The following is a 26,643-nucleotide window of genomic DNA, read 5'->3' as shown; positions in this document are numbered from 1 at the left end:
TTCCATGGAATCCATCGCCAAACAAATGACCCGACTGGATCAGTTCCAGAAGCTGTCCCAGGCTCTGGACGAAGGAAAGTGGCCGGTATTGGTCACTGGTGTCGCCCAGGTCCACAAAGCCCAGATCATCCACGCCATCACCACCCGTGACCGGTTGGGAGCAGTGATCATCACCCCCGATGAACAATCTGCCGCCCGCCTGTGTGAGGAGATCAATCTCTTCGCCGGGGAGGTGATCTCCTGGCAATATCCAGAGCGGGAGCTGACCCTTCGCCCGGTGGAGGGGGTTTCCCGTGAGTATGAACACCTGCGGCTGTCGGTGCTCAGCCGGCTGCTGGAGGGACAGAAGGGAATCGCTGTGGCATCCGCTGCCGCCGCCATCCAGCTGACCATTCCCCCATCGGTGCTGCGCAAAAGTATCCGCACCGTTTCCGCCGGAGAGAACATCCCTCAGCAGGAGCTGGTGGAGCATCTGCTGTGGGCGGGATACCAGCGGTGCGACCAGGTAGAGGGGCTTTGCCAGTTTGCTGTCCGGGGCGGTATCGTGGACTTTTATCCCCCCGATGCACCCATGCCCGTCCGTGTGGAATATTGGGGAGACGAGATCGACACCATGGCACGGTTTTCCATCGAGACCCAGCGGCGGGAGGAAAACATTGAAAAGACGGTCATCACCCCCGCCCGGGAGCTGTTATATACCCCGGAACAACTATCGGGCATCCTTCGGGAGCATTTGGAGAAGCTGACCAAGAAGCAGCGGGAAACAGGAGGGGCTGCCCTGGAAGAGGATCTGGAGCGGCTGGCTGATGGCCGGGAGATCCCTGCCGCGGACCGTTATCTGCCTCTCATTTACCGGGAGCGGAGCAGCCTGCTGTCCTATATGGGGGACCGGTATCTCTTTGTCAGCGACGGCATTGCCGTCAAGGAAGCGGTGGCCCATCAGCTGTGGCAGCAGGAAGAGGATGTCAAGCAGCTGCTGGAGGAAGGGGTTCTCACCAAGGGCTGTGACCGGCTCAGTGTGGATTACTTCGATTTGTCGGGGCTGTATACAGAGCATCCCACTGTCCTGCTGGACAGCTTCCCGCGCAGCTATCCCAATCAGCGCCTGGGGGAACTGGTGGATATCCGGGCCAATACCTTGTCGGTTTGGAGCGGTCAGCTGGATACCCTTATTGAGGACCTGGACCATTACCTCCAGGAGGGGTACTGCTGTATGGTGCTGGCGGGAACTGTCCGGGGCGCTATGGCTCTGGCGGATGATCTGAAAGGCCACAAGATCCCCGCGCGATATACCAAGGACCAGGGAGAATTCCAGCGGGGCGCGGTGCTGGTGTGCGAAGGGGGCCTTTCCTCCGGATTGGAATATCCCCAGCTGGGGTTGGCCATCCTCACCTATGGCCGGGCCGCTCATCTGCCCACCAAGCGGAAAAAGACCCGGTCCCGGCGGGACGGCAAGGCCATCAAGGATATCGCCGATCTGACGGTGGGGGATTATGTGGTCCATTCCGCCCACGGTATCGGCCAGTTTGAGGGAATCGTCAAAAAAGAGGTCCAGGGAGTGGTCAAGGACTATATCAAGATCCGCTATGGCGGTACCGATATGCTTTTTGTCCCCGTCACCCAGCTGGACCTGGTGACCAAATACATCGGCGGCAAGGAGGATGCCCCCGTCCGCCTCAACCGCCTCAATTCCAGCGAGTGGAGCAAGACCCGCCAGCGGGTGAAAAAGGCGGTCTCCGACATGGCCAAGGAGCTGATCGCCCTGTATGCCAAACGGCTGCATACCAAGGGCTTCGCCTTTTCGGAGGACAGCGAATGGCAGCGGGAGTTTGAGCAGAAGTTCGAGTATGAGGAGACGGACGACCAGCTGCGGTGTATCGAGGAGATCAAGTCCGACATGGAGCGCCCTGTCCCCATGGACCGGCTTCTCTGTGGAGATGTGGGCTTTGGAAAAACAGAGGTGGCCCTCCGGGGTATCTTCAAATGTGTTCTGGACGGCAAACAGTGCGCCGTGATGGTCCCTACCACGATTTTGGCCTGGCAGCACTACCAGACCTTCCTGCGGAGGCTGGATGGCTACCCCATCAAGGTGGAGCTGCTGTCCCGGTTCCGTTCCCCCAAGGAACAGAAGGAAATTCTCAGAAAGCTGAAAACCGGCGAGATCGATGTGGTGGTAGGCACCCACAAGCTGGTGCAGAAGGATGTGGAGTTCAAGGACCTGGGACTGTGTGTTATCGACGAAGAGCAGCGGTTCGGTGTGGCCCACAAGGAGCGGTTCAAGGAGCTGCGGGCCAGTGTGGATGTCCTCACCCTTTCCGCCACCCCCATTCCCAGGACCCTGAACATGGCCATGAGCGGCATCCGGGATATGTCTGTTATTGAGGAAGCCCCCCAGGACCGGCATCCGGTTCAGACCTATGTGCTGGAATACAACGAGGGCATCATCCTGGAGGCCATTCGCCGGGAGCTGCGCCGGGGCGGACAGGTATTTTATCTCCATAACCGGGTGGATTCCATTGAAAGCTGCGCCGCCTTTCTCCAGGAGCGGCTGCCGGAGGCCCGGATTCAGACCGCCCACGGAAAAATGGGGGAAGAAGCCCTCTCCCAGGTATGGCGGGGGCTGGTGGAACGGGAGATCGATATTCTGGTCTGCACCACCATTATTGAAACCGGCGTGGATGTGCCCAACTGCAATACGCTTATCATCGAGGATGCGGACCGCATGGGCCTGTCCCAGCTGTATCAGCTGCGGGGCCGTGTGGGCCGCTCGGGACGGAGGGCCTATGCCTATTTCACCTTCCGCCGGGGCCGTATCCTCACCGAGGTGGGGGAGAAGCGGCTGGCGGCCATCCGGGAGTTCACCTCCTTCGGCTCCGGCTTCCGCATCGCTATGCGGGACCTGGAGATTCGGGGAGCTGGTGATATTCTGGGCAGTCAGCAGCATGGCCATATGGAAGCGGTAGGATACGACCTGTACCTGAAGCTTCTTTCCGATGCTATCAGTGAGGAAAAGGGAGAGCCGGTGAAGGCTTCCACCGAATGCCTGGTGGACCTGCAGATCGGCGCCCATATCCCCGAGGACTATATTTCCAGCCTCAACCAGCGGGTGGATATCTATAAGAAGATCGCCTGCGTATATACCCAGGAGGATTATATGGACACCATGGATGAGCTCATCGACCGGTTCGGTGAGCCCCCCGCCGCGGTGAAGGGACTGCTGGATGTGGCGCTGGTACGTAATTCCGCCGCCGCCCACGGCATCAAGGAGATCAGCCAACGGGGCAACAGCGTGCTTCTTTATCCGGAAAACCTGGATATGGAAAAGACTATCGCCATGGTTCAGCGGATGAAGGGCCGTGTGCTGGTGAATGCCGGTGCAAAACCTTATTTTACCGTCCGTGTCCAGAAGAACCAGACCCCCCTGGATGCCATCCGTGAGGTGTTGGGTGTAATGGAAGAGGATGAGGCAGCCCCAAAATCCTGAATCTTTTGAAACTGCTTTCTGAAGGCCGTGGTTCCAGATAAAATGGGAGCCACGGCCTTTTTGCTGTCCGGCTCATGACAGGATGGCGGCAAAAAGCCGCTCAGATTAAACCGAAGCGGCTGGTACACAGAAAAATGATTTCAAAGAAGAAAAAAAGAGAAAGAAAACAGGGAATAAACCTGATTTTTAATTAGCGTCTGGGGTCCCACTGGAGCGGAAAATGGGGGAAATCTCCGGTTCCCCCGGGGAGCCGAAGGCGCAGAGGGGAAAATGGAGTAGCTCTCTCAAAAGTAAAGTTTTTTTGATACGCCAAAAGCCGTGGTTCCCGGTTTGACTGAGAGCCACGGCTTTTATTATGCAACCTGGAAGCAGAAAAAAAGCCGCTCCGGTTCAACCGGAGCGGCGTACAGCCATAAAAAGCTTATTTCGCGGCGGGAGCCACAGAAGCAAACTTGGCAGGATTGATGCGGATGCCAGGACCCATGGTAGTGGCAATGACGCAGGACTTGACGTACTGACCCTTGGCAGCAGCGGGCTTTGCCTTGATGATCGCGTTCATCAAGGTGTCAAAGTTCTCCTGGAGCTTCTCAGCGCCGAAGGAAACCTTGCCGATGGGGCAGTGGATGATGTTGGTCTTGTCCAGACGATACTCGATCTTACCAGCCTTGGCCTCGGTGACAGCACGGGCCACGTCGGGGGTAACGGTACCAGCCTTGGGGTTGGGCATCAGGCCGCGGGGACCCAGCACCTTACCGAGACGACCGACAATACCCATCATGTCGGGAGAGGCGATAACAACGTCGAAGTCCATCCAGTTCTCTTTCTGGATCTTCTCCATGTAATCCTCAGCGCCAACATACTCAGCGCCGGCAGCCTCAGCAGCCTTGGCAGCATCGTTTCTGGCGAAAACCAGGACCCGGACCTTCTTGCCGGTACCGTTGGGCAGCACGACGGCGCCACGGACCTGCTGATCGGCGTGACGGGAGTCAACGCCCAGACGGACATGGATCTCCACAGTCTCGTCAAACTTGGCCTTACCGGTCTTGGTGCAGAGCTCAATGGCCTCTGCGGTATCGTAATAGCTGGCGCCTTCCAGCAGCTTACGGCTTTCTACATATTTCTTTCCGTGTTTCATGTGGATCAAACTCCTCCTAAAGTGGTAATAAACGGACCTTTACTTCCTCCCACCGGGAGAATCTCAGTCTACTACTTCAACGCCCATGCTGCGGCAGGTACCAGCGACCATGCTCATGGCGGCCTCGATGGAGGCGGCATTCAGGTCGGGCATCTTCTGCTCAGCGATCTTCCGGATTTGCTCCTTGGTGATCTTGCCCACCTTGGTCTTGTTGGGCACGCCGGAACCGCTCTGCAGGCCGATGGCCTTCTTGATGAGAACGGGGGCGGGGGGAGTCTTGGTGATGAAGCTGAAGGAGCGGTCGGCGTAAACGGTGATAACGACAGGGATAATCAGGCCCACATCGTTCTTGGTACGCTCGTTGAACTCCTTGGTGAACGCCATGATGTTGACGCCGTGCTGACCAAGAGCAGGACCAACCGGGGGAGCCGGGGTAGCCTTGCCAGCGGGGATCTGCAGCTTAATAAAGCCAACTACTTTCTGAGCCATAATAAGCACCTCCAAATTAGTGGTCATTCTTGCGGGATCTGTCCCTCCGGGCAGTCCCTCCCACAGACTGTATCCTCGGCTCAACGACGGACCAGCCTATTTGTTCCGCCCTCCGGCGGAATGAGTTTGCATACCATGCCGGACCCTTCCGGCAGTTGTTACAGCGGTTTGACCTGGTTGAGCTCCAGCTCCACCGGCACCTCTTTGCCCATCATGGACACGGTGACGCAGACGGTCTGCTTGTCCATGTCGATGGAATCCACGACGCCGATAAAGCCTTCCAGATAGCCGCCGTCCACCATAACGCTGTCGCCCACGGCATAGTTGACCTCGATTTCACGGGTCTCCACGCCAAACCGGGCAACCTCCGCGTCGGTGAGGGGAACAGGCTTGGAGCCAGGGCCGACAAAGCCGGTGACGCCCCGGATGTTGCGCACCACATACCAGCTGTCGTCGGTGAGGATCATTTTCACCAGCACGTAGCTGGGGAAAAGCTTGCGCTCCACCTCTTTTTTTTGGTTGTCCTTGGTGATCTCGATCACCTTTTCGGTGGGGATCTTCACCTCGCGGATGAGGTGATGGAGCTGACGGTTTTCCACCGCGTTGAGGATGCTGTCCGCTACCTTGTTCTCATATCCAGAATAGGTATGGACCACATACCATTTTGCTTCTTCCGGCACTGGTTTTCCCTCCCTTGCCCCCGGCCAGGGGGTGATATTCCGGTGTTACTGGAACAGGCCGCTGACCAGCAGGGACAGCAGAGAATCCAGTCCCCAGACAAAAATGCCGGCCACAATCACAAAGCCCAGTACCACCAGGGTGTTGTTGATGATCTGCTTTTTGCTGGGCCATACGACCTTCTTCATCTCACCCTTCATGTCCTTGAAGGAACGGGAGATCCGAGCGAAAATGCCGGGCTTTTTGGTCTGTTCACCTGCCATTTTCACGACCTCCTTACTTGGTTTCCCGATGAAGGGTGTGCTTGCGGCAGAAGCGGCAGTACTTGTTCATTTCCAGTCTGTCCGGATCGTTCTTCTTGTTCTTCATCGTGTTGTAGTTGCGCTGTTTGCACTCCGTGCAAGCCAAAGTAACCTTTACTCTCATTTCGGCACCTCCTGATTTGCGGATTTTTTTGCCTCCCTCTGTTCTTGGCGGAGGGGTTTATGCGCAAAAAAGCGCACAAAAAAAGAACCCTCCTGAGAGGTATTCCTACTATAGCATATCTTCCGGGGAAAAGTCAAGGCGGCGGAAGGATTTGCGGCCTTTTTTCCCTTTTGAACAAGCTGCCGCTTCCAACCTGCGGCGGGACCGTCCTTTTGAACAAGAAAAGCCCTGTTTCCATGCTCTTTTTCGCCCTTCGAACAGGGGGTGGAAAGAGCTTTTATCCGTTGCGCATATACGCTGTTTGTGCTATCATATATTAATGTGTACCGCCGCGGCGATTTTTTGATCTCAGAGCGGCGCGGCAGACAAAACCTTTGAATTAAAGAGGTCTTTTGCCCATGACAAAGCTGACAAAGCGCAAAATCACCGTCGCTGTGATCTTCGGCGGCGTTTCCTCGGAGCATGAAGTCTCCCGGCTGTCGGTTACCTCGGTGCTGCAGAACCTGGATCGGGAGCACTATCAGGTACGAATGGTAGGTATCACCAAACAGGGCCGCTGGATGCTGTATACCGGTCCTGTTGAGGCCATCAGCCCCGGTGACTGGGAGCGGTTGCCGGAATATCTGACCCCCTGCGTCCTTTCTCCCGACCGGGAACATCACGGACTGCTGATGCTGAAGGGAGACGGCTGGGAAAAGCTTCCGGTGGATGTGGTCTTTCCGGTCCTCCATGGCCGCAACGGTGAGGACGGCACCATCCAGGGACTTTTGGAGCTGGCGGGCATCCCCTATGTGGGCTGCGGCGTGATGGCCAGCGCCAACTGCATGGATAAGGATACCGCCAAACGCCTCTTTACCGCCGCAGGCATCCCCAATGCCAGATGGATCACCCTGACCCAGGTGGATCTCTCCCGGCCGGAGCAGGTGGAAAAGCAGATTCTGGAAAGCTTTGGCTACCCCGCCTTTGTCAAGCCCGCCAATGCCGGTTCCTCCGTGGGGGTGAGCCGGGCGGATGATCTTGCCTCCCTCAAGGCCGCTTTGGAAACCGCCTTTGCCCAGGATGACAAGGTCATCGTGGAGCAGGCCATTGAGGGAGCGGAGGTGGAGTGCGCCGTGATCGGCAACAGTTCTCCCGCCGCCTCCGACGTCATCGGGGAAATTGTGCCGGTGCGGGCGCTGTACGATTATGAGGGCAAGTATCTGGACGGCTCCACCGATCTGTATATTCCCGCCCGCCTTGGACAGGAGCAGACCCAGACCATCCGTCGGTACGCTGTGGAGGCCTATAAGGCGCTGGGATGCCAGGGGCTGGCCCGTGTGGACTTCTTTGCCCTCCGTGACGGAAAATCGGTGATCCTCAATGAAATCAACACCATGCCCGGTTTTACCAATATCAGTATGTATCCCAAGCTGATGATGGCCTCCGGATTTACCTATGGCGCTTTGCTGGACCGTCTGATCCGTCTGGCGCTGGAGGGGTAACTACTATTATATCAAGAAAAGGAGCCATGTAATGGACTCTCGCCCCATTGGAGTATTCGACTCCGGTCTGGGAGGACTGACCGCGGTGCGGCAGCTGCGCCGTATCCTTCCGGAGGAAAAAATTGTTTACTTTGGCGATACCGGACGGGTGCCTTACGGCAGCCGGGGCCGGGAAACCATCACCCGCTATGCCGCTCAGGGAGCGCGGCTGCTGCTGGATCATCAGGTGAAGGTGATTCTTTCCGCCTGCGGGACCGTCAGCTCTGTGGCCGGTGAGCTGCTGGAGGAAGCCTGTCCCTGTCCTTATCTGGAGGTGGTGGCCCCCGCTGTGGAGGCCGCCTGCCGTGCCACCAGACGGGGACGCATCGGCGTCATCGCCACACGGGCCACCATCAGCAGCGGAAAGTTCCAGCGGCTGCTGCAGCAGAAGCTCCCCGGAGCCTTTTTGCTGGCGGCCCCCTGCCCCCTCTTTGTGCCGCTGGTGGAGGAAGGACATTATCAGCCGGGGGACCCTCTGGTGGAGGACGCCATGGAGCTGTATCTTTCCCATTTCCGCCAGGAGCAGGTGGATACGCTGATTCTGGGCTGTACCCATTATCCGTTATTGGCCCCCGCCATCTCCGCTTACATGGGGGATGAAGTGACCCTCATCGATTCCGGAAGGGAAGCGGCGGAAGCGGTGGCAGCGCTGCTGCGGGAAAAGGAGCTGCTGGCTCCCACTGGACAGCAGGGGAGCTGTGACTGCATGGTGTCCGATTCTGCCGAGGGCTTTTCCCGATTGGCAAGGATTTTTTTGGGGGAAACCATGGAGGGCCATGTTTCCCATGTGGAGCCGGATGTTTTGGAGAGCCTGCGGCTGACCGCCGGGATCTGAACAGACACACCATGAGAATCCATCAAGGCCCGGAAGGCCGGAAAGGAAACAGATGAAAAAGGATGTTGTCATCAAAATCACCGGCACCCAGATCGCCCAGGGAGATCGGGATGTGGTGGAGCTGATCACCACAGGTCAGTTTTGCCGCCGGAACAAGAGTTATTATATTATGTATGAGGAGAGCGAGGCCACCGGCTTTCAGGGGGCCAGGACCACGCTGCGTTTTGATCCCACCCAGCAGCGGGTGACCATGAGCCGCCATGGCTCGGTGGAATCCCAGCTGATTGTGGAGAAGGGCCGCCGCCACCAATGTAATTATGAGACCGGTTACGGCAGCATGACCATTGGCGTGTCGGGAGATGAGATCCGAAGCACCCTGACCGATGAGGGAGGAAATATTTTTTTCCGCTATTCCCTGGATCTGAACACTGCCCTGACCAGTGAGAATCAGGTGGATATCATCGTTTCTCCTGCCAACGACGCCAAAGTCAACTGAATTTTGTCCAGAATAAAGGAAAGAGCTGGAAAGAGGAACCATCCCAGCTCTTCTCCACGCCAACTGTGGAGAGAAGGATGGATTTGCCCCCAAAAGCGGCAGTTTCCTCGTTCCATTTTGGTAACGTCCTTTCATGGAAAATAAAAACATACAGAAGTATCAGATATAAGGAGTTTTGAAACATCATGATCAGTGTAACCCAACAGACCGAAAGTAAGCTGCGCCAGATGCTGCTGGATGCCTTTGCTCAGGCGGCAAAGGACGGAAGCCTGCCCGATTGCCCCCCCGCTGAATTTATTGTGGAGGTCCCCGGTGATACCACCAAGGGAGATTTCGCCACCAATGCCGCTATGGTCAACGCCCGCACCATGCGTTCGGCTCCTGCAAAGATTGCCGCGGCGCTGGTATCCGCTATGAACACCGAGGGTACCGATGTGGAGCGGGTGGAAGTGGCCGGTCCTGGTTTTATCAACTTCTTTATGAAGCCCCAGTGGTTTGGACGTATCCTTTCCGAGGTACGGGAAAAAGGAGATGACTATGGCCGCAGCACCTTCGGCAACGGGGAAAAGGTGATGGTGGAGTATGTTTCCGCCAACCCCACCGGTCCCATGCACATGGGCAACGCCCGGGGCGGCGCCATCGGCGACTGTCTGGCAGAGGCCATGGACTGGGCGGGTTATGATGTTACCCGGGAGTTCTATGTCAACGACGCCGGCAATCAGATCGAGAAATTTGCCGTCTCCCTGGAGGTGCGCTATCTCCAGCTGTACCAGGGTGAGGACGCTCTGGAGCTGCCGGAGAACGCCTACCATGGAGCGGATATCATTGAACACGCCAAGGCCTTTGCCGCCATCTATGGAGACAAGTATGTTAATGCCGATTCCAGGGAGCGCAAGGACGCACTGGTAGCGTTTGCTTTGCCCAAAAACATCCAGAAGCTCCATGAGGACCTGGGACGGTACCGCATCAACTACGACGTCTGGTTCCATGAAAGCACCCTCCATCCCCAGGCGGTGGAGGATGTCATCCGGATGCTCACCGACCGGGGCTACACCTATGAGAAGGATGGGGCCATCTGGTATAAGGCCACCGCTTTCGGCGCGGAAAAGGATGATGTGCTGGTGCGGGCCAACGGTATTTCCACCTATTTCGCCGCGGATATCGCCTATCATTATAATAAGTTTGCCGTCAGAGGCTTTGATCGGGTCATCAATGTCTGGGGCGCCGACCACCACGGCCATGTGGCCCGCCTCAAGGGAGCGATGGATGCTTTGGGCCTCCAAGGGGACAAGCTGGATATCGTACTGATGCAGCTGGTGCGGCTGATGAAAAACGGCGAGCCCTATCGCATGAGCAAGCGCTCCGGCAATGCCGTCACCCTCTCCGACCTGCTGGACGAGGTGCCGCTGGATGCCGCCCGGTTCTTCTTCATTATGCGGGAACCTGGTTCCACACTGGACTTTGATCTGGATCTGGCGGTGGAGCAGAGCGCCCAGAACCCTGTCTTCTATGTGCAGTACGCCCATGCCAGAATCTGCAGCCTGCTGAAAAATCTGGCGGCTGAGGGCTATCAACCCGGCCAGCTGAGCGAGGAGGCTCTGGCGATCCTTACCGCCCCCGAGGAGCGGGAGCTGATCCGCCGTCTGGGACAGCTGCCCCAGGAGATTGTGGGTGTGGCCAAGCACTACGATCCCGCCAAGCTCAGCAGCTACTGCACCGATGTAGCAACCTTGTTCCACAAGTTCTATACTGCCTGCCGGGTCAAAGGGGAGGAGGAGCAGATCCTCAAGGCCCGTCTGTGCCTGTGCGATGCCGCCCGCATTGTGCTGCGCAACACCCTTTCCCTGCTCAAGATTACCGCGCCGGAGGTTATGTGACCTCCCGCCTTTGGATGAAAAAAGGAGCGTCTGACATCGTCTATGGAATCTGTACCTCAGCGACCGTGTATTTTATTGTATGAAGACCAGCTGCCCTACTGCCGGGAGATTGCCGGAGCGGGGGCCCAGCCGGTAGCGGTGGTGCCGCTGCCGGAGGATATCCTGCCGGGGCCGGAAGGGACCGCCTGCTGCCGCCGTCTGATGGAGCAGGCAAAGGAGGAAACCGGCGGGGAAGCGCTGATTTGTGCCGCGATCTATGCGGGAGATTTGATCCTGGAGCCCTACGGAGAGATCCCTTTTGCCGCGGGGGTGGCTCATTTCCATGAATTGGCCGCCGCCTGTGCTGCCGCCGGAGCCAATTGGGTGATGGTTTATTGTGCCAGAAGTCTTTTGCAGGCCCGGGCGGGCGTGCTGGGCTGCCGCGCGTCGGGATTGCCCGTGCTGGTGTCCATGGAACCCCTGGGAGAAGGGGAAGTGCTGCTGGGCCAGACTGATCTTCTTTCCGCTTTCGCGGTGCTTCAGGAACTGGGAATCGCCGCCTTCGGCTATTCCACCAGCTTTACCGGCGCTCAGCTGGAAGCGCTGGAAACCATCCGCCCCCACAGAAGGATCCCTGTTTTGTCTGTCACCCGGAACCTTACCGGCAATCTGTCGGCGGAGGATACCAATATCCTTTTTGCCCAGCGGGCCCGCCAGCTTTCTGCTTTGGGCGTGGGGATGATGGGTATCCGGGGAGCGAAGGAGGAACAGCTGGTTTATGCCGCGGGGGCCCTGCGGGAAGCCCGTCTGGCAGATCAGGAGGAGGAAAGCGAGCTGGAGCCGGACAACATCTGGGCCGCCAATGAAACCCAGGTGTATTATCTGGATGAAAACCTGGAGTTCAGCGAGCCGGTGGAATGCCGCCTGGATATGACCGACGATGTTCTGGAGGCGGAGCGGAGCGGCTGCGATGTGCTTTGCATCCAGCTGGATACCGCTGATGACGCCTATGCCATCTCCCTGAACAATGGTCATATAGACCAGCTGCCGGTGGCTTTTCTGGCGGAAGGGGAAGAGGCGCTGGAGGCGGCGCTGTTTTATTACAATGGCCGGGCTATTGTGGACAGCCGTTCCGGACTGGAGCCGGAGGTGCTGGAGGAATTGGCGGATCGTTACGGCGCGGTGGTGCTGTAAATACTGCAAAAAGTGAGGAGGAAGCGTCTGTGCCTTATATTCAGCTGAAAACCAACAAAGGGATTTCTGACAGCCAGGAACAAGCTTTGAAAGCTGCCTTTGGACGGGATATCTCCCTGCTGCCGGGGAAGAGCGAACAGTGGCTCATGTGTCAGATGGAAGGGGACTGCCGGATGTATTTCCAGGGCAGCAGCGCCCCCTGCGCTATGGTGGCGGTGGACCTGTTCGGCCAGCCGTCGGAAGGCCCCTGCGGCAAACTGACCGCCGCCCTCACCAAAACAGTGGCAGAAACGCTGGAAATTCCCATGGACCGAATTTATGTCCGCTACCTGGGTACCGGCCTGTGGGGCTGGAGCGGCAGCAATTTTTAAGGAGGAGCGGCCATGACGGAACAATGCCAAAACCTGATCGGCCTCATCCGCCAGGGAAAGCTGCGCAAAAGCGGCTGTGCGGGGCGGCGGTACCAGCTCCAGCAGCCCGCTGCCAGATTCCGGGATTGCCTGGTATTCTATCTGGATGGCCGTATCCACTTTGAGCGCTGGTGTTATGGGGAGGCGGCCGGTTTGTCCGGGGAAGCCTGGTGCCGGAATATGGACCCTCAGGGGAAAATGCTTTGGGAAGCTGGAAAAGGCGAAGTGATTTCCGCTGTGGAAGAGGCTCCCAAGGAGCTGACCGGATGCAGTGAAGATGGTACGATTCTCTATTTTGACGGCAGTGACGCCCCCTGGAAGATGGTACAGGACCTGCGGCGGGACAAAAACAATGGGTACAGCGGCCTGCTCCTGCTGTGGCGCAAATGGGCCAAAAACGGACAAAAATAAAGCCTGATGGGGGTATAAGACCCTTTAAAGCAGGCGGCAATATTTTTCAGCTGCGACCTTTGAAGCACAGGGGTGCTGTTTTGGAAAATAGCATTGCCTTTGGCCATTTGGAAAAGCAATGAAGGGGGCAGCTGATGCTGCGGCGGCAGAAGGTGCCGGAAGACCCAGACTTTCGGAAGGCTTATAACCCTTTGAAATCCAACAGAATAAAAAGATACAGTTGAGGTTTCCTGACGATCCTGGTACGGCGTTTGCGTCGGCCCAAGTTCGTCGGGAAATTTTTTCTATAGGAAAAGATCTGCTTAAAACAGGTACTGCCTTCCGTCCCTCTTGACCTGGAAACAGATGAAACGGCTGCCAAAAAAGGACAGATTTTCTTTCTTTTCTACTATTGCAACAAAATCCATTAAATTTTTAATCATATTTCGCTATTGTGCCAGCTTCCCCTGAGACGACCCTGTTGTTATAATAGAATTGAAAAATATAGGTAATATGACGGTTTTTAGGGCGTATTTTAATGTAAAATTCATGTAAAATCAGCCTTTTTTCTCTCCTGAGCAGAGAAAAGCAGAGGCATAACATAAAATGATCCCCATGGCAAAAACTGTTGTTAGGATACAAGAGCAGTGTAGAGAAAGAACTAACAGGAGGTTTTCACCTTGGCTTTTTTCAACGTGGTAGGTCTTTTGGGAGGCCTGGCTTTATTTTTGTATGGAATGTCCGTCCTCAGCGGCAGCCTGGAAAAGGCGTCGGAAGGACGGCTGGAGAGTATTCTGGAGCGGCTCACCGACAGCTTGCCCAAGGCGGTTCTGCTGGGTGCCTTGGTGACCGGCGCGATCCAATCCTCTTCCGCTACCACCGTGGTTGTGGTGGGCTTGGTCAATGCCCGTATTCTTCGTCTGCGCCAAGCCATCGGCGTCATTATGGGCGCCAATATCGGTACCACCATTACCGCCCATATCCTGCGTTTGACCGATATTTCTTCCGATAATTTCTGGCTGGAACTGATCAAACCCACCACTTTGGCGCCGCTGATGGCCCTTGTGGGTATTGTTTGCTACATGGCGGGCAGAAGTGACCGGATCAAGAATGTAGGCCAGATGCTTCTGGGATTCGGCGTGTTGTTTACCGGTATGTTCCAAATGGAATCTGCTGTGGAGCCCCTCAGCTCCTCCCCTGCTTTCGCGCAGCTCTTCCAAACCATGTCCAATCCTCTGCTGGGCGTATTGGCAGGCGCGGTGGTCACAGCCATCATCCAGTCCTCTTCCGCTTCAGTGGGTATCTTGCAGGCCCTTTCCTCTACGGGGAGCATCACCTGTGCCGCGGCGTTCCCGGTCATTTTGGGCCAGAACATCGGTACCTGTATTACCCCCATTCTGGCCTCCATCGGTGCGTCCCGTTCTGCCAAGCGGTCAGCACTGATCCATCTGTCCTTTAATATCGTTGGCACAGTGGTGTTCCTCACCGGATTGTACGCCATACAGGGATTGGTGGGATTTCCTTTCTGGAATGACCCCATCACCAAAGGCGGTATCGCAAACTTCCACACCATTTTCAACGTTTCAGTTACCTTGCTGCTGATGCCCTTTGCCGGTGCCCTGGAAAAATTGGCCTATACCATCATTCCCGCGTCCGAGGAAGAAAATCAAATGGCGGACACGCTGGAAGGCTTGGACGAACGGCTGCTGGTTTCTCCCGGTCTGGCGATCCAGCATGGCAGGGAAGCGGTATTCCATATGGCTGATCTGGCGCTGGAAAATTTCTTCCTGGCCAAAAAAATGCTGCTGGAAGGCTATGATGCCAAAAGTGCTGAGAAACTTCAGCGCAACGAGACCATGCTGGACTCCCTTCAGGATAAAATCGAGGGATATGCCATCAAAATTTCCCACCATGCCTTGTCGGAAAAGAACAATAATGAAGTCAATGAGCTGCTTCATATGATCGGTGAACTGGAGCGTATCGGTGACCAGTGCGAAAATATCATGGAAGCCATCCAGAACCGCAACAGCGATTTTTCCGAGGAAGCCCATCGGGAGCTGATGCTCATTACTGCCGCTGTGGAGGAGATCCTCCGCAACACCCTGTCAGCTTACTGCGGCGGAAATCTGCCTCTGGCTCATCGGGTAGAGCCGTTGGAGCAGGTGATCGACATTTTGGAGGAGCAGCTGAAAGCGTCCCATGTCACCCGCCTGCGGGATGGGCAATGTTCTATCGATACCGCCTTTTCCTTTGTTGAGGCGCTGTCCAATCTGGAGCGGATTGCCGACCATTGTTCCAACATCGCGGTTTTCCTCATCACCGTTCAGGAAGACCATCAGGATTTCGATACCCATGCATATCTTCACGCTCTTCATCGGGGCAGTTCTGCCGCCTATGAGGCTTATTATAAGGAATATCAGCAAAAGTATCTGGGAGAATAAAGAGCCTTTGCCGGAAATGGGCATTGTGCAGCCTTTACCCGAATTAAAAAAGCGGCATAGTCTCACATTGGCGGAGACTGTGCCGCGTTTTATGTTTTGGCTGTTGACGATGGGGAAGGACAGATGGCAGTTACAAGCCTTCCACAAACTTGACGCCGGGCATCTGGCTGATGAGCCCCATCACATCAGCGTGATCTTTTGCTTCTTCACTCTTGATGGTCATGATCGCAGCCACTTCCGCGTCGCTGGTGCTGTTGACTTTGGTCATTTCCAGTTCCACAATGCTGATGCCCTGGACCTTCATCCGGGCCATAAAGGAACTGATATCGCTGATGGAGCCGAATTCCACATACAGATCCATTACCTTGGAGCGGGACAGCACATAATGGTCGAACCGATGCAGCAGCGTGGAAACAAAAAAGATGCAGGCACAGGCAGCGATGGCCGCTTCATAAAAGCCGATGCCAATAGCCAGCCCCATGCAGGCACAAGCCCACAGACCGGCGGCGGTGGTAAGTCCCTTTACCTGGTGACGGCCGGTGACAATGATGGTACCAGCGCCCAGAAAGCCGATGCCGCTGATGACCTGAGCACCCAGACGGGCGGGGTCAGAAACGCCGAAGGTTTCCACAATATACTGATTGGTCATGATGGCCAAGGCAGAACCCATACAAACCAGAATATGGGTTCTGAAGCCGGCGGGACGTCCCTTTTTACCCCGTTCCAGGCCAATAATGCCGCCGCAGATGACAGACAATCCCAAACGGGCCAGAATGGAGACAGTATTGATGCTGACAAGGTCCAGCGAGAAAATCCCCGACATAAAAGTTCCTCTCCTTCTCCCCAAGGGGAAACTGTATATTTCAACAAAAAAGAAAAATCATAAAAAATGAATCTATACCATTTGTCCATTAAACCACATTTTGTTCTAATTGTCAACGATACCCGCAGCAGCCAAAGGTACAAAAAGAGGGACATGGAGAAAAATGCCTCTGAAAACAGGAGCGGCTTCAAAACATGATTTAGTCTGTTTGCTGAAAGCAGGATTTTTCTCTGAAAAATCAAGCCAAAATCTGATTATCCCTTGAAAACACTGTATCCACGGGCATTTCAGACAGGTCAAAACCATCTCATTTACTACGATTTTACTACTGTTGAGTGAGCCTTGACACGCTGAAAGACCACGAAATGCCAAGATACGGGTACAGTACCCGTCAATCGGGGCCTCCGCCCCGTGACCATATAACTGAATACAGACCGGCCATCTGCCGGGGCAACGCCATGGGTAACACAAACCTGTGGCGTTTTTTTATGCCCTGCCGGGGGCACGCAAAACTGTATAAAAACGGGTGGGAAATCCCCTGTTTTTTCGCCTGTGGGCGGCGCAAATGAAGCCGCCCATATTCTTTCCCTCATGGGAGGCCGGGCGGCGATACAGGGGCGCAAACCCGCCGAAACGAACACTTTTCAAAACCGAAGGAAGGAGGTATCCAACATGGCGGTATTCCGCATTGAGAAAACCCGCGATTACACGGTGATGTCCAACCATCACCTGCGGGACAAGTCGCTCTCGTTGAAAGCGAAGGGCCTTCTCTCCCTCATGCTCTCCCTGCCGGAGGAGTGGGACTATACCACCAAGGGGCTGGCCCGGATCTGCAAGGATGGCGTTGACAGTATCTGCGCCGGGGTGCGGGAGCTGGAGGAACACGGCTATGTGATCCGCCAGCGGGTCCGCAACCCCAACGGCCAGCTCGGCGCCATCGAGTACACCATCCTGGAGCAGCCCAGACCGCCGGAACCAAAACCGCAAAAACCTGAACGGGAAAATCCAGTCTTGGATAATCCTGAACAGGCTTCCCCTGTCTTGGAAGAACCTGAACAGGGAAACCCCGCACAATTAAATACTAATAGATCAAGTAAAGAAAAATCAAAAAAAGATCTATCAAGTACGGAAGGATCAAATCCTGTCCAATCAATCCCCCAAACCCCCAGGGGCTCGGACCGGAAAGGACGGGACCGGATGCGGGAACGGGAAAGCTATCGGGAATTGATTTTGGAGAACATCGAGTATGACTGCCTCATCCAGAACCACCGCCTTGACCGTGACCGCCTGGACGAGCTGGTGGAGCTCATGGTGGACACGGTGTGCTCCAACCGGGAGATGATCCGTATCGCCGGGGACGACTACCCGGCGGAGGTGGTCAAGTCCCGGTTCCTGAAACTGAACAGTTCCCACATCGAGTATGTGCTGGACCGGATGCGGGAGAACACCACCTATGTCCGCAATATCAAGAAATACCTGCTGGCCGCTTTGTATAACGCCCCGGCCACCATCGACAGCTACTACACTTCCCTGGTGAGCCACGATATGTACGGCGGCGGAGATCGGAGGTGATGTGAGTGCAGGAAGAAATCACCCAGGGCGTGGTCTCCCTCTCGGTGGAGGCGGGCAAGATGACCGCGGACCTGCTCCAAAAGGCCGTGAAGAAGGTGCTGGAGGAGATGCAGAAAAAGCCCTCCCAGCGCAGCTTACACCAGGGAAAACAGACCCTGCACCAGCTCAAACAGCATGGTGCCTCCCTGACCAACATCGAGATCACGGAGCAGAACATCAAGGCGTTTTCGGCGGTGGCGAAAAAGTATGACATCGACTATGCCCTGAAAAAAGACCCCACAACCGACCCGCCGCACTACTATGTGTTCTTCAAGGCGAAGGACAAGGACCAGCTCCAGCCGGCCTTCAAGGAGTTCACCGCCATGACCCTGGGCCGGGAGAATCGCCCCACCATCCGGGAGAGGCTGGCCCAGGCTCAGGAACAGTCAAAGACCAAACACCGGGAACGGGAGAAGGTCAAGACCAAGGACCGGGAGGTGGCGCGATGACCGACAAGCTGAAAAAGCAGATCATCCTCAACCTCCCGTATCTCATCTTCGTGTATCTCTTTGACAAGCTCTGCCAGGGGATACGGCTGGCGCCTGGGGCGGACGCCTCGGAGAAGCTGCTCCACATCGGGCAGGGCTTTTCGGCGGCCTTTGCCAGCCTGGCGCCCAGCTTCCATCTGCTGGACCTGTGCATGGGCGCCGCCGGCGCGGTGCTGATCCGGCTGGCGGTCTACTCCAAAGGCAAGAACGCGAAGAAATACCGCCGGGGGATCGAGTACGGGAGCGCCCGCTGGGGCACCCCGGCCGACATCGCTCCCTACGCAGACCCGGACTTCTTCCAGAACGTCCTCCTCACTCAGACGGAACGGATCACCATGTCGAGCCGCCCCAAGGAGCCCAAGTATGCCAGGAATAAAAACATTTTGGTCATTGGCGGTTCCGGCAGCGGAAAGACAAGGTTCTTTGTCAAGCCCAACCTGCTCCAGTGCCATTCCTCCTATGTGGTCACTGACCCGAAAGGCACCATCCTGAACGAGGTAGGAGCCCTGCTGGAGCGCAAGGGATACCGCATCAAAAGCCTGAACCTCATCAACTTCAAGAAGTCCATGCGGTATAACCCTCTGGCGTACATCCGCTCGGAGAAGGATATTTTGAAGCTGGTGAATGCCCTGATCCTCAACACCAAAGGCGAGGGCGAAAAGTCCAGTGAAGATTTCTGGGTGAAGGCCGAGCGGCTGTACTATTCCGCCCTCATCGGGTACATCTGGTACGAGGCGGAGCCGGAGGAGCGCAACTTTATCACCCTGCTGGACCTCATCAACGCCAGTGAGGCGCGGGAGGACGACGAGGAGTTCCAAAGCCCGGTGGACATTCTGTTCGCCAAGCTGGAAAAGGAGCACCCGGACCACTTTGCTGTGAAGCAGTACCGCAAATTCAAGATGGCGGCGGGAGATGTATGCTCTAAGTGACTTCTTAATCATGGTTTTTGTCATGGTTAGTGAAGCAGTCACTTAGAGCATTTTCATTTCAGGAGGTACAGCCATGAGAAACGAGAAAATCACCCCACTGTATGAGCGTTTGAGCCGCGATGATGAGTTACAGGGCGAGAGCAACTCCATAAGCCATCAAAAGCAGATGTTAGAGGAGTTTGCCCGCCGGAATGGACTGCCGAACCCTACCCACTTCACCGATGACGGCGTATCGGGAACCCGCTTTGACCGTCCCGGCTTTCTGGCGATGATGGAGGAAGTCGAGGCCGGACGGGTGGAGGCCATCGTCATCAAGGACATGAGCCGCCTGGGACGCGACTATCTGAAAGTCGGTCAGGTCATGGAGATTTTGCGGCAGCGCGGTGTCCGGCTGATCGCCATCAATGACGGTGTGGACAGTCTGAAAGGCGATGATGATTTTACGCCCTTCCGCAATATCATGAATGAGTTTTACGCCCGCGACACCAGCCGGAAAATCCGCTCTGTATTTAAGTCCAAAGGCATGAGCGGCAAGCACCTGACCGGCACCGTTATCTACGGCTATCTGTGGGACGAAAAGCGGGAACACTGGCTTGTGGATGAAGAAGCCGCCGCTGTGGTACGCCATATTTTCGCGCTTGCGATGGAGGGCTACGGCCCCTATCAGATCGCAACCAAGTTGTCAGAAGAAAAAATTGAAATGCCAGCCGTTCACCTTGCCCGCTATGGCGAGGGAGTGAACAAGAATAAGGCCTTTGCGGATATTTATCGTTGGAGTGCCTCTACCGTTGTTGAAATCCTGAAAAAACAGGAGTATTTAGGCCATACGGTCAATTTCAAAACCCGCAAGCACTTTAAGGACAAGAAAAGTCACTATGTTGACGAAAGCGAATGGACGATTTTTGAGAACACCCATGAGGCCATTATCGACCAGGAAACCTTTGACAATGTGCAGCGTATCCGGGGAAACGCCAGACGCTACCCGGACGGCTTTGGGGAGGCCCATCCCCTGACCGGCCTGATGTACTGCGCCGATTGCGGCGGCAAGATGTATGTTCACCGCACATACAACGGCAAGCGCGTCCCGCAGTACACTTGCGGCCAGTATGGGAAGTATCCTATCGGCTCCCTTTGCCCTACACAGCACCGTATCAAGGCCGAAGCTGTTCTGACCCTGATTGCCGATATGCTCAGGGCCATCGCGGAGTATTCCAGGAATGACCGGGCCGAGTTTATCCGCACCGTCCAGGAAACGCAGGTAGCCCAGCAGACCGCCGACATATCCAAGAAGCGGAAACGGCTGGCCGCCGCCCAAAAGCGGGCCGGGGAACTGGAAAAGCTGATTTGCAAAATCTATGAGGACAACGCCCTGGGTAAGCTGCCGGACGCCCGGTATGAGGCCCTGGACGCACAGTACGCCAAAGAGCAGGACACCCTCAATGCGGAAATCGTGGAATTGGAAAAGGCCGTTACCGGCTATGAGCAGAGCCGGAAATCTGCGGAGAAGTTTATTGCCCTGATTGACAAGTACGAGAACTTCGACACGCTGACAAACACCATGCTCAACGAGTTTGTAGAGAAAATCCTTGTCCATGAACGCGCCCGCAAAGGCAGCCAGGATACCACACAGGAGGTTGAAATCTACTTCAACTTTGTGGGCCGCTATATCCCTCCTGCCTTGCAGCCGGTTCCCCTGACCCCGGAGGAACAGGAAGAACTGCGGAAGAAGGAGGAACGCAAGGACAGGCTTCACCAGAACTACTTGCGCCGTAAGGCTAATGGCAAGCAGAAGGAATGGGAAGAACGCTACAACGCCAAGCGCAAGGCGAAAATGGAGGCAGCAAAGGCCGCGATCCGGGCCGAGGATATGGAGAAGGGCATTTTTAACACCGTCAGCCAGTTACCCAGGCAGGAGCCGCGCAAGGCCACCTTACCGGCCAGCGCCGCAGTTTAACCATCACAGTGCAAAGGAGAATGAACATGAGCGAATTGACTTACACCCGCTGCGGGGATTACTACATCCCCGACCTGAAACTTTCCGAGCAGCCGGAGGCCGCCATCGGCAAGTATGGCCGTATGCGGCAACGCTACCTGAAGGAACACCGGCCCGGTCTTTACAGCAGCTTGATTTTGAATGAAAAGCTGTACCCGCACCTGTTGGAGATTGACCGGGCGGCGCGGGAACAGATGGAGACCATGCTGCCCTGTATGATGGAGGCGGCGGGCGTCACTGAGGAACTGAAAGCCCGCGACCCCATGCGCTGGGTAGGGCTGATGAACACGCTGAAAGCGCAGGCGGAGGAAATAGTGAACGATGAATTGATTTGCAATTAGATAATTTATCCGAAACGTCAAATATAGTGGACGTTAGCGCACTATATTTGACGCTTTGTGAATTTTTCATATGATTAACTTTTCCATGGCAAACACACTATGCGGAAGAAAACTTAAAATTCAAAAATTTGTAGGCATCAAATGCGTAAAGTTAATACTACAAGACTTGACAATAAACAGGAATGAGTGTATGCTTATAACTAAGTTAGCTTTCTTTGTTCACTAAGGGGTGGGAAAATGGGATATGGAACATATGAGACTACACATGAAAATGTTATTAAAAGTGGAAAACGATTATTTATGCAAAATGGATATGAAAGAACGAATCTCCGAGAACTATGTAAAGAAGCGGGAATTACCACTGGTTCGTTTTATCGACATTTTGCAAGCAAGGAAGAACTCTTTGGATATTTGGTGCAACCTGCAATTGATGGTCTTTATAAAATGTATGATGCATCAAAAGAACTTTGTTTTGATTCTATTGAGACAGAATGTATTAAAGAACTTTGGAAAATCAGCAATGATACATTACAGAATCTGGTAGACTTTATTTATCAGAATTTTGACAGTTTCAAATTGCTGTTAGAATGTGCAGATGGAACGAAGTATAGCTCTTTTGTTAATGACGTTGTCACTATGGAGGTGCAGAATACCCTTAAAATGCTGGATGTCATGCACGAACGAGGAATTATTGTAAAGGATCTGTGTGAGAATGAATTTCATATGTTGTCTCATGCATTTCTTTCCTGTGTCTTTGAATCTGTCATGCATAATTATGGAAGAGAAGATACACTGGCGTATGTTCATACAATGGTAGAGTTTTTTAATGCCGGCTGGCAGAAGGTTCTTGGCCTTTGAGAATAATCAAGGGCCAAACTTTTATAATAAAAGCTGACAAAGTAAGCATACTTTGTTTTTAAAGCGTATCTTGTTTTTTAATATGAAGTTAGCTACATCTAACTCATCGTGTTGTTCAAGGAGGAATGAAAATGAATGAAAAGCCCAAAATTCAGACTGGAACAGTAGGAAAATTGATTGTATTTGCCCAAGATTGTTATGGGAAAATGGCAGCTTCCGTGTTTCTGGCAGTCATAGGGATTTTATGCGGAATGATTCCCTATTTCTGTGTGGCAAGATTAACAGCAGATTTCTTTTATGAAGAACAAACGATGAAAGCGGTTGTTGGGTGGTCAACACTCGCTGTTCTTGGTTTGTTGCTAAAAATGACTCTCACCACATGGTCATCTATGAAATCTCATGAGGCTGCATTTACTGTACTAAAAAATATTCGTGAAAAGCTCACAAGAAAGATGGAACGTGTGCCTATGGGAGTTATGATAGATACTCCTACGGGCACGTTGAAATCACTTGTGGTTAATACCGTTGATAAATTGGAAAAGCCACTTGCCCATATTCTGCCGGAGATGATTTCTAATATTTTTGCCCCGATTGCTATTTTGGTTATGCTATTTGCCATGGACTGGAGGATGGCACTGGCCACTTTAGCAACAGTTCCGATTGGATTTGTAATTCTTATGGGACAGATGATTGGGTATAAAGAAAAGTCCGAACGGTACATCAGAGCAGGAAATGAAATGAACAATGCGATTGTGGAGTATGTGAATGGTATCGAGGTGATTAAAGCTTTTAACCAGTCTGCATCTTCTTATGGAAAGTTTACGGATGCTGTAAAATTCTTTCGGGATTCGACTTTAGATTGGTGGAAAGGATGCTGGCTGTTTTCTTCGATTGGATATACAGTTATTTCTTCTACATTATTATTTTCTCTACCATTGGGGGCATATTGGTTTAGAACTGGTATGTTGGATTTCTCAACGTTTATTACCTGTATTATCCTTTCTATGGGAATTGCCGGGCCGATTATGGCGGCAACACAGTTTGTAGATGATTTTGCGGTTATATATCAAAGTGTGGAGCAGGTAGACGCATTTTTAGGGCAAAAAGAAATGGATAGACCTTCCGCACCCGTTATTCTTTCTGATTCAGAATTTGAATTTCAGGATGTATCCTTTGCCTATAAGGATACAGAAGTCCTTCATCATATCAATTTAAAAACTATTCCGCATGGAGTAACGGCCATCGTTGGCCCTTCTGGAAGCGGAAAGTCTACGATTGCAAAATTGATGGCAGGATTTTGGGAGGCTACTTCGGGAAATGTTCTTTTAGGCGGTCAAAACATAAAGGATATTCCGTTTCCGCAGTTGATGGAACATGTTGGTTATGTGGCACAAGACAATTTTCTTTTTGATATTTCCATTATGGAAAACATTCGTTTGGGCAGAAAAGACGCATCCGACGAAGAAGTTATAGCCGCAGCAAAGGCAGCAAACTGTCATGAATTTATACAGAAGCTGGAATACGGGTACGACACAAAAGCAGGAGATGCGGGTAGCAAACTGTCTGGAGGTGAAAGGCAGAGGATTACTATCGCAAGAACAATGTTGAAAAAATCAGATGTGATTATTCTTGATGAGGCCACAGCATTTGCAGATCCAGAAAGTGAGTCTATTGTCCAGTCTGCAATCAATAAATTGATTGCGGGAAAAACGTTAATTGTTATTGCACATCGTCTGTCTACGATTAAAAATGCGGATAAAATTGTGGTTATGGACAGTGGAGAAATTGTTGCCGAGGGCAAACAGGAAGAGTTACTGAAGAATTGTTCGTTGTATAACCGTATGTGGAGAGATCATATTACGGCAATGGATGGATCTGTGTTGGAACAGGAGGTGGAATCATGCTAAAAACTATCAAGCGTATTTTAGACTTATGCGGCTCTTATAAATCTCGGCTGATTGCCGGTATCGTGTGTAGCTTGATTTATTCTGTTTGTACAGCTTGCTCGATCTTTGCAATTTTAAATATTCTGTTAAATATCCGGGAGCTTACGAATGATCACATACGAAACAGTATTTGGATTCTTTTGGTCAGTATTGTTGGAAAATGCATTATGAAGTATCTTATCAGTATCTATATGAGCGCAAATGGATACAACGTTTTTTGTGAAAAACGTATGGAAATAGGTGATAGAATGAAACGAGCGCCTATGGGCTTTTTCTCCGAACAGAACTTAGGTATGATTAACACAGCATTAAGTTCCGCTACAACAGAACTGGAAAATTTCTCAATGGTTGCTGTGGAGAATATGGTAGGCGGCATTATTCAGGCAGTGTGTGTGATGATTGTCCTCTTGTTTTTCAACTGGAAAGTTGCATTACTCTCACTGATTGGCTTGCTTTTATCATCTGTTACACTCAAACTGATAAAGATCCGGACGACAAAACAGGCTCCTCGACGGGAAGCATCTCGCGAAATAATGGTCACAAAAGTGCTTGAATACATTAGAGGTATTTCCGTAATACGTTCCTTTGGACGCCAGCCGGATGATGAAATACATCAGGTATTAGAAGAAACAAAAAATGCAAATATTACGATGGAAAAACAGGTAATGTCTGTTGTTAATCTCTATAAGGGAATTCTTGAGGTGTTCAGTGGGCTGATTATTGGTTATTCAGCGTGGCTTATGCTGATCGGGCAGCTAACATTTCCTATAGGAGTAATGTTTTTGGTATCATCGTTTATGATTTACGGGCAAATGGAAACGATGGGGAATGGAGCATTTTTGTTGCGTGTTCTTGACAGTTCACTAAACCGAATGGAGAAGGTTATGAACATTCCTGTCATGGACGAGGGCGCGAAAAAGATTGAACCTGCGAATTGTGATATAGAATTGAAAAATGTATCTTTTGGATATGATAGCCGCCCAATCATTAAAAAGGTTAGCCTAAAAATTCCTCAAGGAACTTCTACCGCTATTGTTGGTTACTCTGGTTCTGGAAAGACAACCTTATGCAATTTGATTACCCGGTTTTGGGATGTGGATTCTGGAGAAGTGTTGTTTGGAGGGCATAATGTGAAAGAATATGCCTGTGACGATCTGCTCTCTAACATCAGCATGGTATTTCAAAATGTTTATCTTTTCCACGATACGATTGCAAATAATATCAAATTTGGTAAACCGGATGCAACACGAGAAGAAGTGAAAATTGCTGCAAAGAAAGCCTGCTGTTATGATTTTATTATGAAGTTGCCGGATGGCTTTGATACTATCATCGGAGAAGGAGGTTCTACTCTCTCAGGCGGTGAAAGACAGCGTATTTCTATAGCAAGAGCGATTCTAAAGGATGCCCCCGTAATTATTCTGGATGAAGCAACTTCGAGTGTCGATCCAGAAAACGAACATGAATTGTTAAAGGCGATTGAAGAATTGACAAAGGGTAAAACATTGATCAGTATTGCCCACCGTATGACAACGGTTCGGAAAGCGGATCAGATTATTGTATTGAGTGATGGTGAAATTGTACAGCAAGGCACTCATAAAGAACTGATAGCACAGGAAGGAGTTTACAAGAACTTTCTAACAATCCGTACACAATCTGTTGGTTGGCAGATTTAGCAGTAAAACCAATATTTATACTTGGAAAGGACAATGAAAATGGAAAAAACAAACAAACTTAATTCAAAGGACTTAATTAACATCGGTATCTATACCGCTATGTACCTGGTAGTATTCTTTGTGGTTGGGATGATGAATGCGGTTCCTATCCTTTATCCGATTTCCTTGTTTTTTGTGCCGATTGTCACAGGAATACCATTCATGCTTTTTGCTACAAAAGTAAAGAAATCAGGTATGGTTTTTATTATGGCTTTGATACTTGGTCTGTTCTGGTTTGCTCTCGGATATACTTGGACACCACTTGTTTCTTATATTGTTGCTGGTATTTTAGCCGAAATTTTCTTTAAAGTTGCGAAATTCCAGAATTTTAAACTTATTGTTATGGGATATTGTGTCTTTAGCTGGGGTGCAATCGGTTGCTGTATGCCTATGTGGGTTATGACAGATACCTATATGGCGCACATTGAAGAAGAAATGGGTTCTCAGTATGTAACACAACTCATGCAGTATATGCCATGGTGGATGGGAATTGCCGGTCTTGGGATTATTTTTATCGGTGGTTTGATTGGAGCAGCTTTGGGAAAGAAAATGCTGAAAAAGCATTTTAAGCGTGCAGGAATTGCGTAA

At 52.6% G+C, this 26,643-nt stretch carries 23 protein-coding genes and 1 pseudogene; 18 read left to right on the top strand and 6 right to left on the bottom strand.

What is annotated here, in order from left to right; translation table 11 throughout:
* The first annotated feature begins 4 nt into the window (after nucleotides 1-4).
* Entirely contained in the window at nucleotides 5-3,484 is a 3,480-nt protein-coding gene (mfd, locus tag BQ5383_RS06245) for a transcription-repair coupling factor (protein WP_071430389.1), read from the top strand.
* Between the two features lie 421 nt (nucleotides 3,485-3,905).
* Here the strand turns inward: mfd and rplA are convergent, their stop codons facing one another.
* The 5 genes from rplA to rpmG form a co-directional block, all read right to left on the bottom strand.
* Complete coding sequence (rplA, locus tag BQ5383_RS06240; protein WP_071430387.1) at nucleotides 3,906-4,619, bottom strand: 50S ribosomal protein L1; 714 nt, start codon at nucleotides 4,617-4,619, stop codon at nucleotides 3,906-3,908.
* A 63-nt stretch (nucleotides 4,620-4,682) separates the two neighbouring features.
* Entirely contained in the window at nucleotides 4,683-5,108 is a 426-nt protein-coding gene (gene rplK / locus BQ5383_RS06235) for a 50S ribosomal protein L11 (RefSeq protein WP_071430385.1), read from the bottom strand.
* 158 nt (nucleotides 5,109-5,266) lie between these two features.
* The gene (gene nusG / locus BQ5383_RS06230; RefSeq protein WP_071430383.1) at nucleotides 5,267-5,788 is read right to left on the bottom strand and encodes a transcription termination/antitermination protein NusG; all 522 of its coding nucleotides are present in this window, start codon (nucleotides 5,786-5,788) and stop codon (nucleotides 5,267-5,269) included.
* Nucleotides 5,789-5,833: 45 nt separating this feature from the next.
* A complete protein-coding gene (gene secE, locus BQ5383_RS06225; RefSeq protein WP_071430381.1) occupies nucleotides 5,834-6,049 on the bottom strand; it encodes a preprotein translocase subunit SecE in 216 nt (71 codons plus the stop codon).
* A gap of 13 nt (nucleotides 6,050-6,062) precedes the next feature.
* Nucleotides 6,063-6,212: a 50S ribosomal protein L33 gene (gene rpmG, locus BQ5383_RS06220; protein ID WP_071430379.1), complete on the bottom strand. Its 150-nt coding sequence runs from the start codon at nucleotides 6,210-6,212 to the stop codon at nucleotides 6,063-6,065.
* Between the two features lie 398 nt (nucleotides 6,213-6,610).
* Here rpmG and BQ5383_RS06210 point away from each other — a divergent pair, with 398 nt between their 5' ends.
* From BQ5383_RS06210 to BQ5383_RS06175, 8 genes are all read left to right on the top strand, one after another.
* Nucleotides 6,611-7,693 carry a D-alanine--D-alanine ligase family protein gene (locus BQ5383_RS06210; RefSeq protein WP_071430375.1) on the top strand — a complete coding sequence of 361 codons (1,083 nt, stop codon included), beginning with the start codon at nucleotides 6,611-6,613 and terminating at the stop codon, nucleotides 7,691-7,693.
* Between the two features lie 31 nt (nucleotides 7,694-7,724).
* On the top strand, nucleotides 7,725-8,567 hold the full coding sequence (gene murI / locus BQ5383_RS06205; RefSeq protein WP_071430373.1) for a glutamate racemase: 843 nt from the start codon (nucleotides 7,725-7,727) through the stop codon (nucleotides 8,565-8,567).
* A 52-nt stretch (nucleotides 8,568-8,619) separates the two neighbouring features.
* Nucleotides 8,620-9,063, top strand: coding sequence for a YwiB family protein (locus BQ5383_RS06200; RefSeq protein WP_071430371.1), 444 nt, complete (start codon nucleotides 8,620-8,622; stop codon nucleotides 9,061-9,063).
* A 185-nt stretch (nucleotides 9,064-9,248) separates the two neighbouring features.
* Nucleotides 9,249-10,940 (top strand): arginine--tRNA ligase, encoded by a 1,692-nt coding sequence (argS, locus tag BQ5383_RS06195; RefSeq protein ID WP_071430369.1) that lies wholly within the window; start codon nucleotides 9,249-9,251, stop codon nucleotides 10,938-10,940.
* A 42-nt stretch (nucleotides 10,941-10,982) separates the two neighbouring features.
* Nucleotides 10,983-12,113 carry a hypothetical protein gene (locus BQ5383_RS06190; protein WP_071430367.1) on the top strand — a complete coding sequence of 377 codons (1,131 nt, stop codon included), beginning with the start codon at nucleotides 10,983-10,985 and terminating at the stop codon, nucleotides 12,111-12,113.
* A gap of 29 nt (nucleotides 12,114-12,142) precedes the next feature.
* Nucleotides 12,143-12,484 carry a phenylpyruvate tautomerase MIF-related protein gene (locus BQ5383_RS06185; protein ID WP_071430365.1) on the top strand — a complete coding sequence of 114 codons (342 nt, stop codon included), beginning with the start codon at nucleotides 12,143-12,145 and terminating at the stop codon, nucleotides 12,482-12,484.
* A gap of 12 nt (nucleotides 12,485-12,496) precedes the next feature.
* Nucleotides 12,497-12,934, top strand: coding sequence for a hypothetical protein (locus BQ5383_RS06180; protein ID WP_071430363.1), 438 nt, complete (start codon nucleotides 12,497-12,499; stop codon nucleotides 12,932-12,934).
* 659 nt (nucleotides 12,935-13,593) lie between these two features.
* Nucleotides 13,594-15,354, top strand: a complete 1,761-nt coding sequence (locus BQ5383_RS06175; RefSeq protein ID WP_076944456.1) for a Na/Pi cotransporter family protein — start codon at nucleotides 13,594-13,596, stop codon at nucleotides 15,352-15,354.
* 130 nt (nucleotides 15,355-15,484) lie between these two features.
* Here the strand turns inward: BQ5383_RS06175 and BQ5383_RS06170 are convergent, their stop codons facing one another.
* Nucleotides 15,485-16,177: an MgtC/SapB family protein gene (locus BQ5383_RS06170; RefSeq protein WP_071430361.1), complete on the bottom strand. Its 693-nt coding sequence runs from the start codon at nucleotides 16,175-16,177 to the stop codon at nucleotides 15,485-15,487.
* 672 nt (nucleotides 16,178-16,849) lie between these two features.
* On the opposite strand from BQ5383_RS06170, the gene BQ5383_RS06165 reads away from it, so the two are divergent.
* The 9 genes and pseudogenes from BQ5383_RS06165 (at nucleotide 16,850) to BQ5383_RS06125 (ending at nucleotide 26,643) form a co-directional block, all read left to right on the top strand.
* Nucleotides 16,850-17,749, top strand: a complete 900-nt coding sequence (locus tag BQ5383_RS06165) for a DUF6017 domain-containing protein (protein WP_071430359.1) — start codon at nucleotides 16,850-16,852, stop codon at nucleotides 17,747-17,749.
* Nucleotides 17,750-17,754: 5 nt separating this feature from the next.
* Nucleotides 17,755-18,237, top strand: a complete 483-nt coding sequence (locus tag BQ5383_RS06160) for a PcfB family protein (RefSeq protein ID WP_071430357.1) — start codon at nucleotides 17,755-17,757, stop codon at nucleotides 18,235-18,237.
* Nucleotides 18,234-19,187 (top strand): annotated as a pseudogene (locus BQ5383_RS06155) (type IV secretory system conjugative DNA transfer family protein); the annotation flags it as partial. The gene BQ5383_RS06160 and the pseudogene BQ5383_RS06155, both read left to right, overlap by 4 nt.
* A gap of 91 nt (nucleotides 19,188-19,278) precedes the next feature.
* The gene (locus BQ5383_RS06150) at nucleotides 19,279-21,159 is read left to right on the top strand and encodes a recombinase family protein (protein WP_071430355.1); all 1,881 of its coding nucleotides are present in this window, start codon (nucleotides 19,279-19,281) and stop codon (nucleotides 21,157-21,159) included.
* 26 nt (nucleotides 21,160-21,185) lie between these two features.
* On the top strand, nucleotides 21,186-21,539 hold the full coding sequence (locus BQ5383_RS06145) for a TnpV protein (RefSeq protein WP_071430354.1): 354 nt from the start codon (nucleotides 21,186-21,188) through the stop codon (nucleotides 21,537-21,539).
* Nucleotides 21,540-21,776: 237 nt separating this feature from the next.
* Nucleotides 21,777-22,397, top strand: a complete 621-nt coding sequence (locus BQ5383_RS06140) for a TetR/AcrR family transcriptional regulator (protein WP_071430352.1) — start codon at nucleotides 21,777-21,779, stop codon at nucleotides 22,395-22,397.
* A gap of 131 nt (nucleotides 22,398-22,528) precedes the next feature.
* Nucleotides 22,529-24,304, top strand: coding sequence for an ABC transporter ATP-binding protein (locus tag BQ5383_RS06135; protein ID WP_083389861.1), 1,776 nt, complete (start codon nucleotides 22,529-22,531; stop codon nucleotides 24,302-24,304).
* Complete coding sequence (locus BQ5383_RS06130) at nucleotides 24,298-26,016, top strand: ABC transporter ATP-binding protein (RefSeq protein ID WP_071430348.1); 1,719 nt, start codon at nucleotides 24,298-24,300, stop codon at nucleotides 26,014-26,016. Before BQ5383_RS06135 ends, BQ5383_RS06130 begins: the two co-directional genes overlap by 7 nt.
* 39 nt (nucleotides 26,017-26,055) lie before the next feature.
* On the top strand, nucleotides 26,056-26,643 hold the full coding sequence (locus tag BQ5383_RS06125) for an MptD family putative ECF transporter S component (protein WP_005341835.1): 588 nt from the start codon (nucleotides 26,056-26,058) through the stop codon (nucleotides 26,641-26,643).

Origin of the sequence: Angelakisella massiliensis, assembly GCF_900104675.1 — a bacterium.
In the GTDB taxonomy this organism is placed as follows: Bacteria; Bacillota; Clostridia; order Oscillospirales; family Ruminococcaceae; genus Angelakisella; species Angelakisella massiliensis.
The sequence above is the reverse complement of the archived record's forward strand: the minus strand, read 5'-3'. Positions and strand labels throughout refer to the sequence as shown.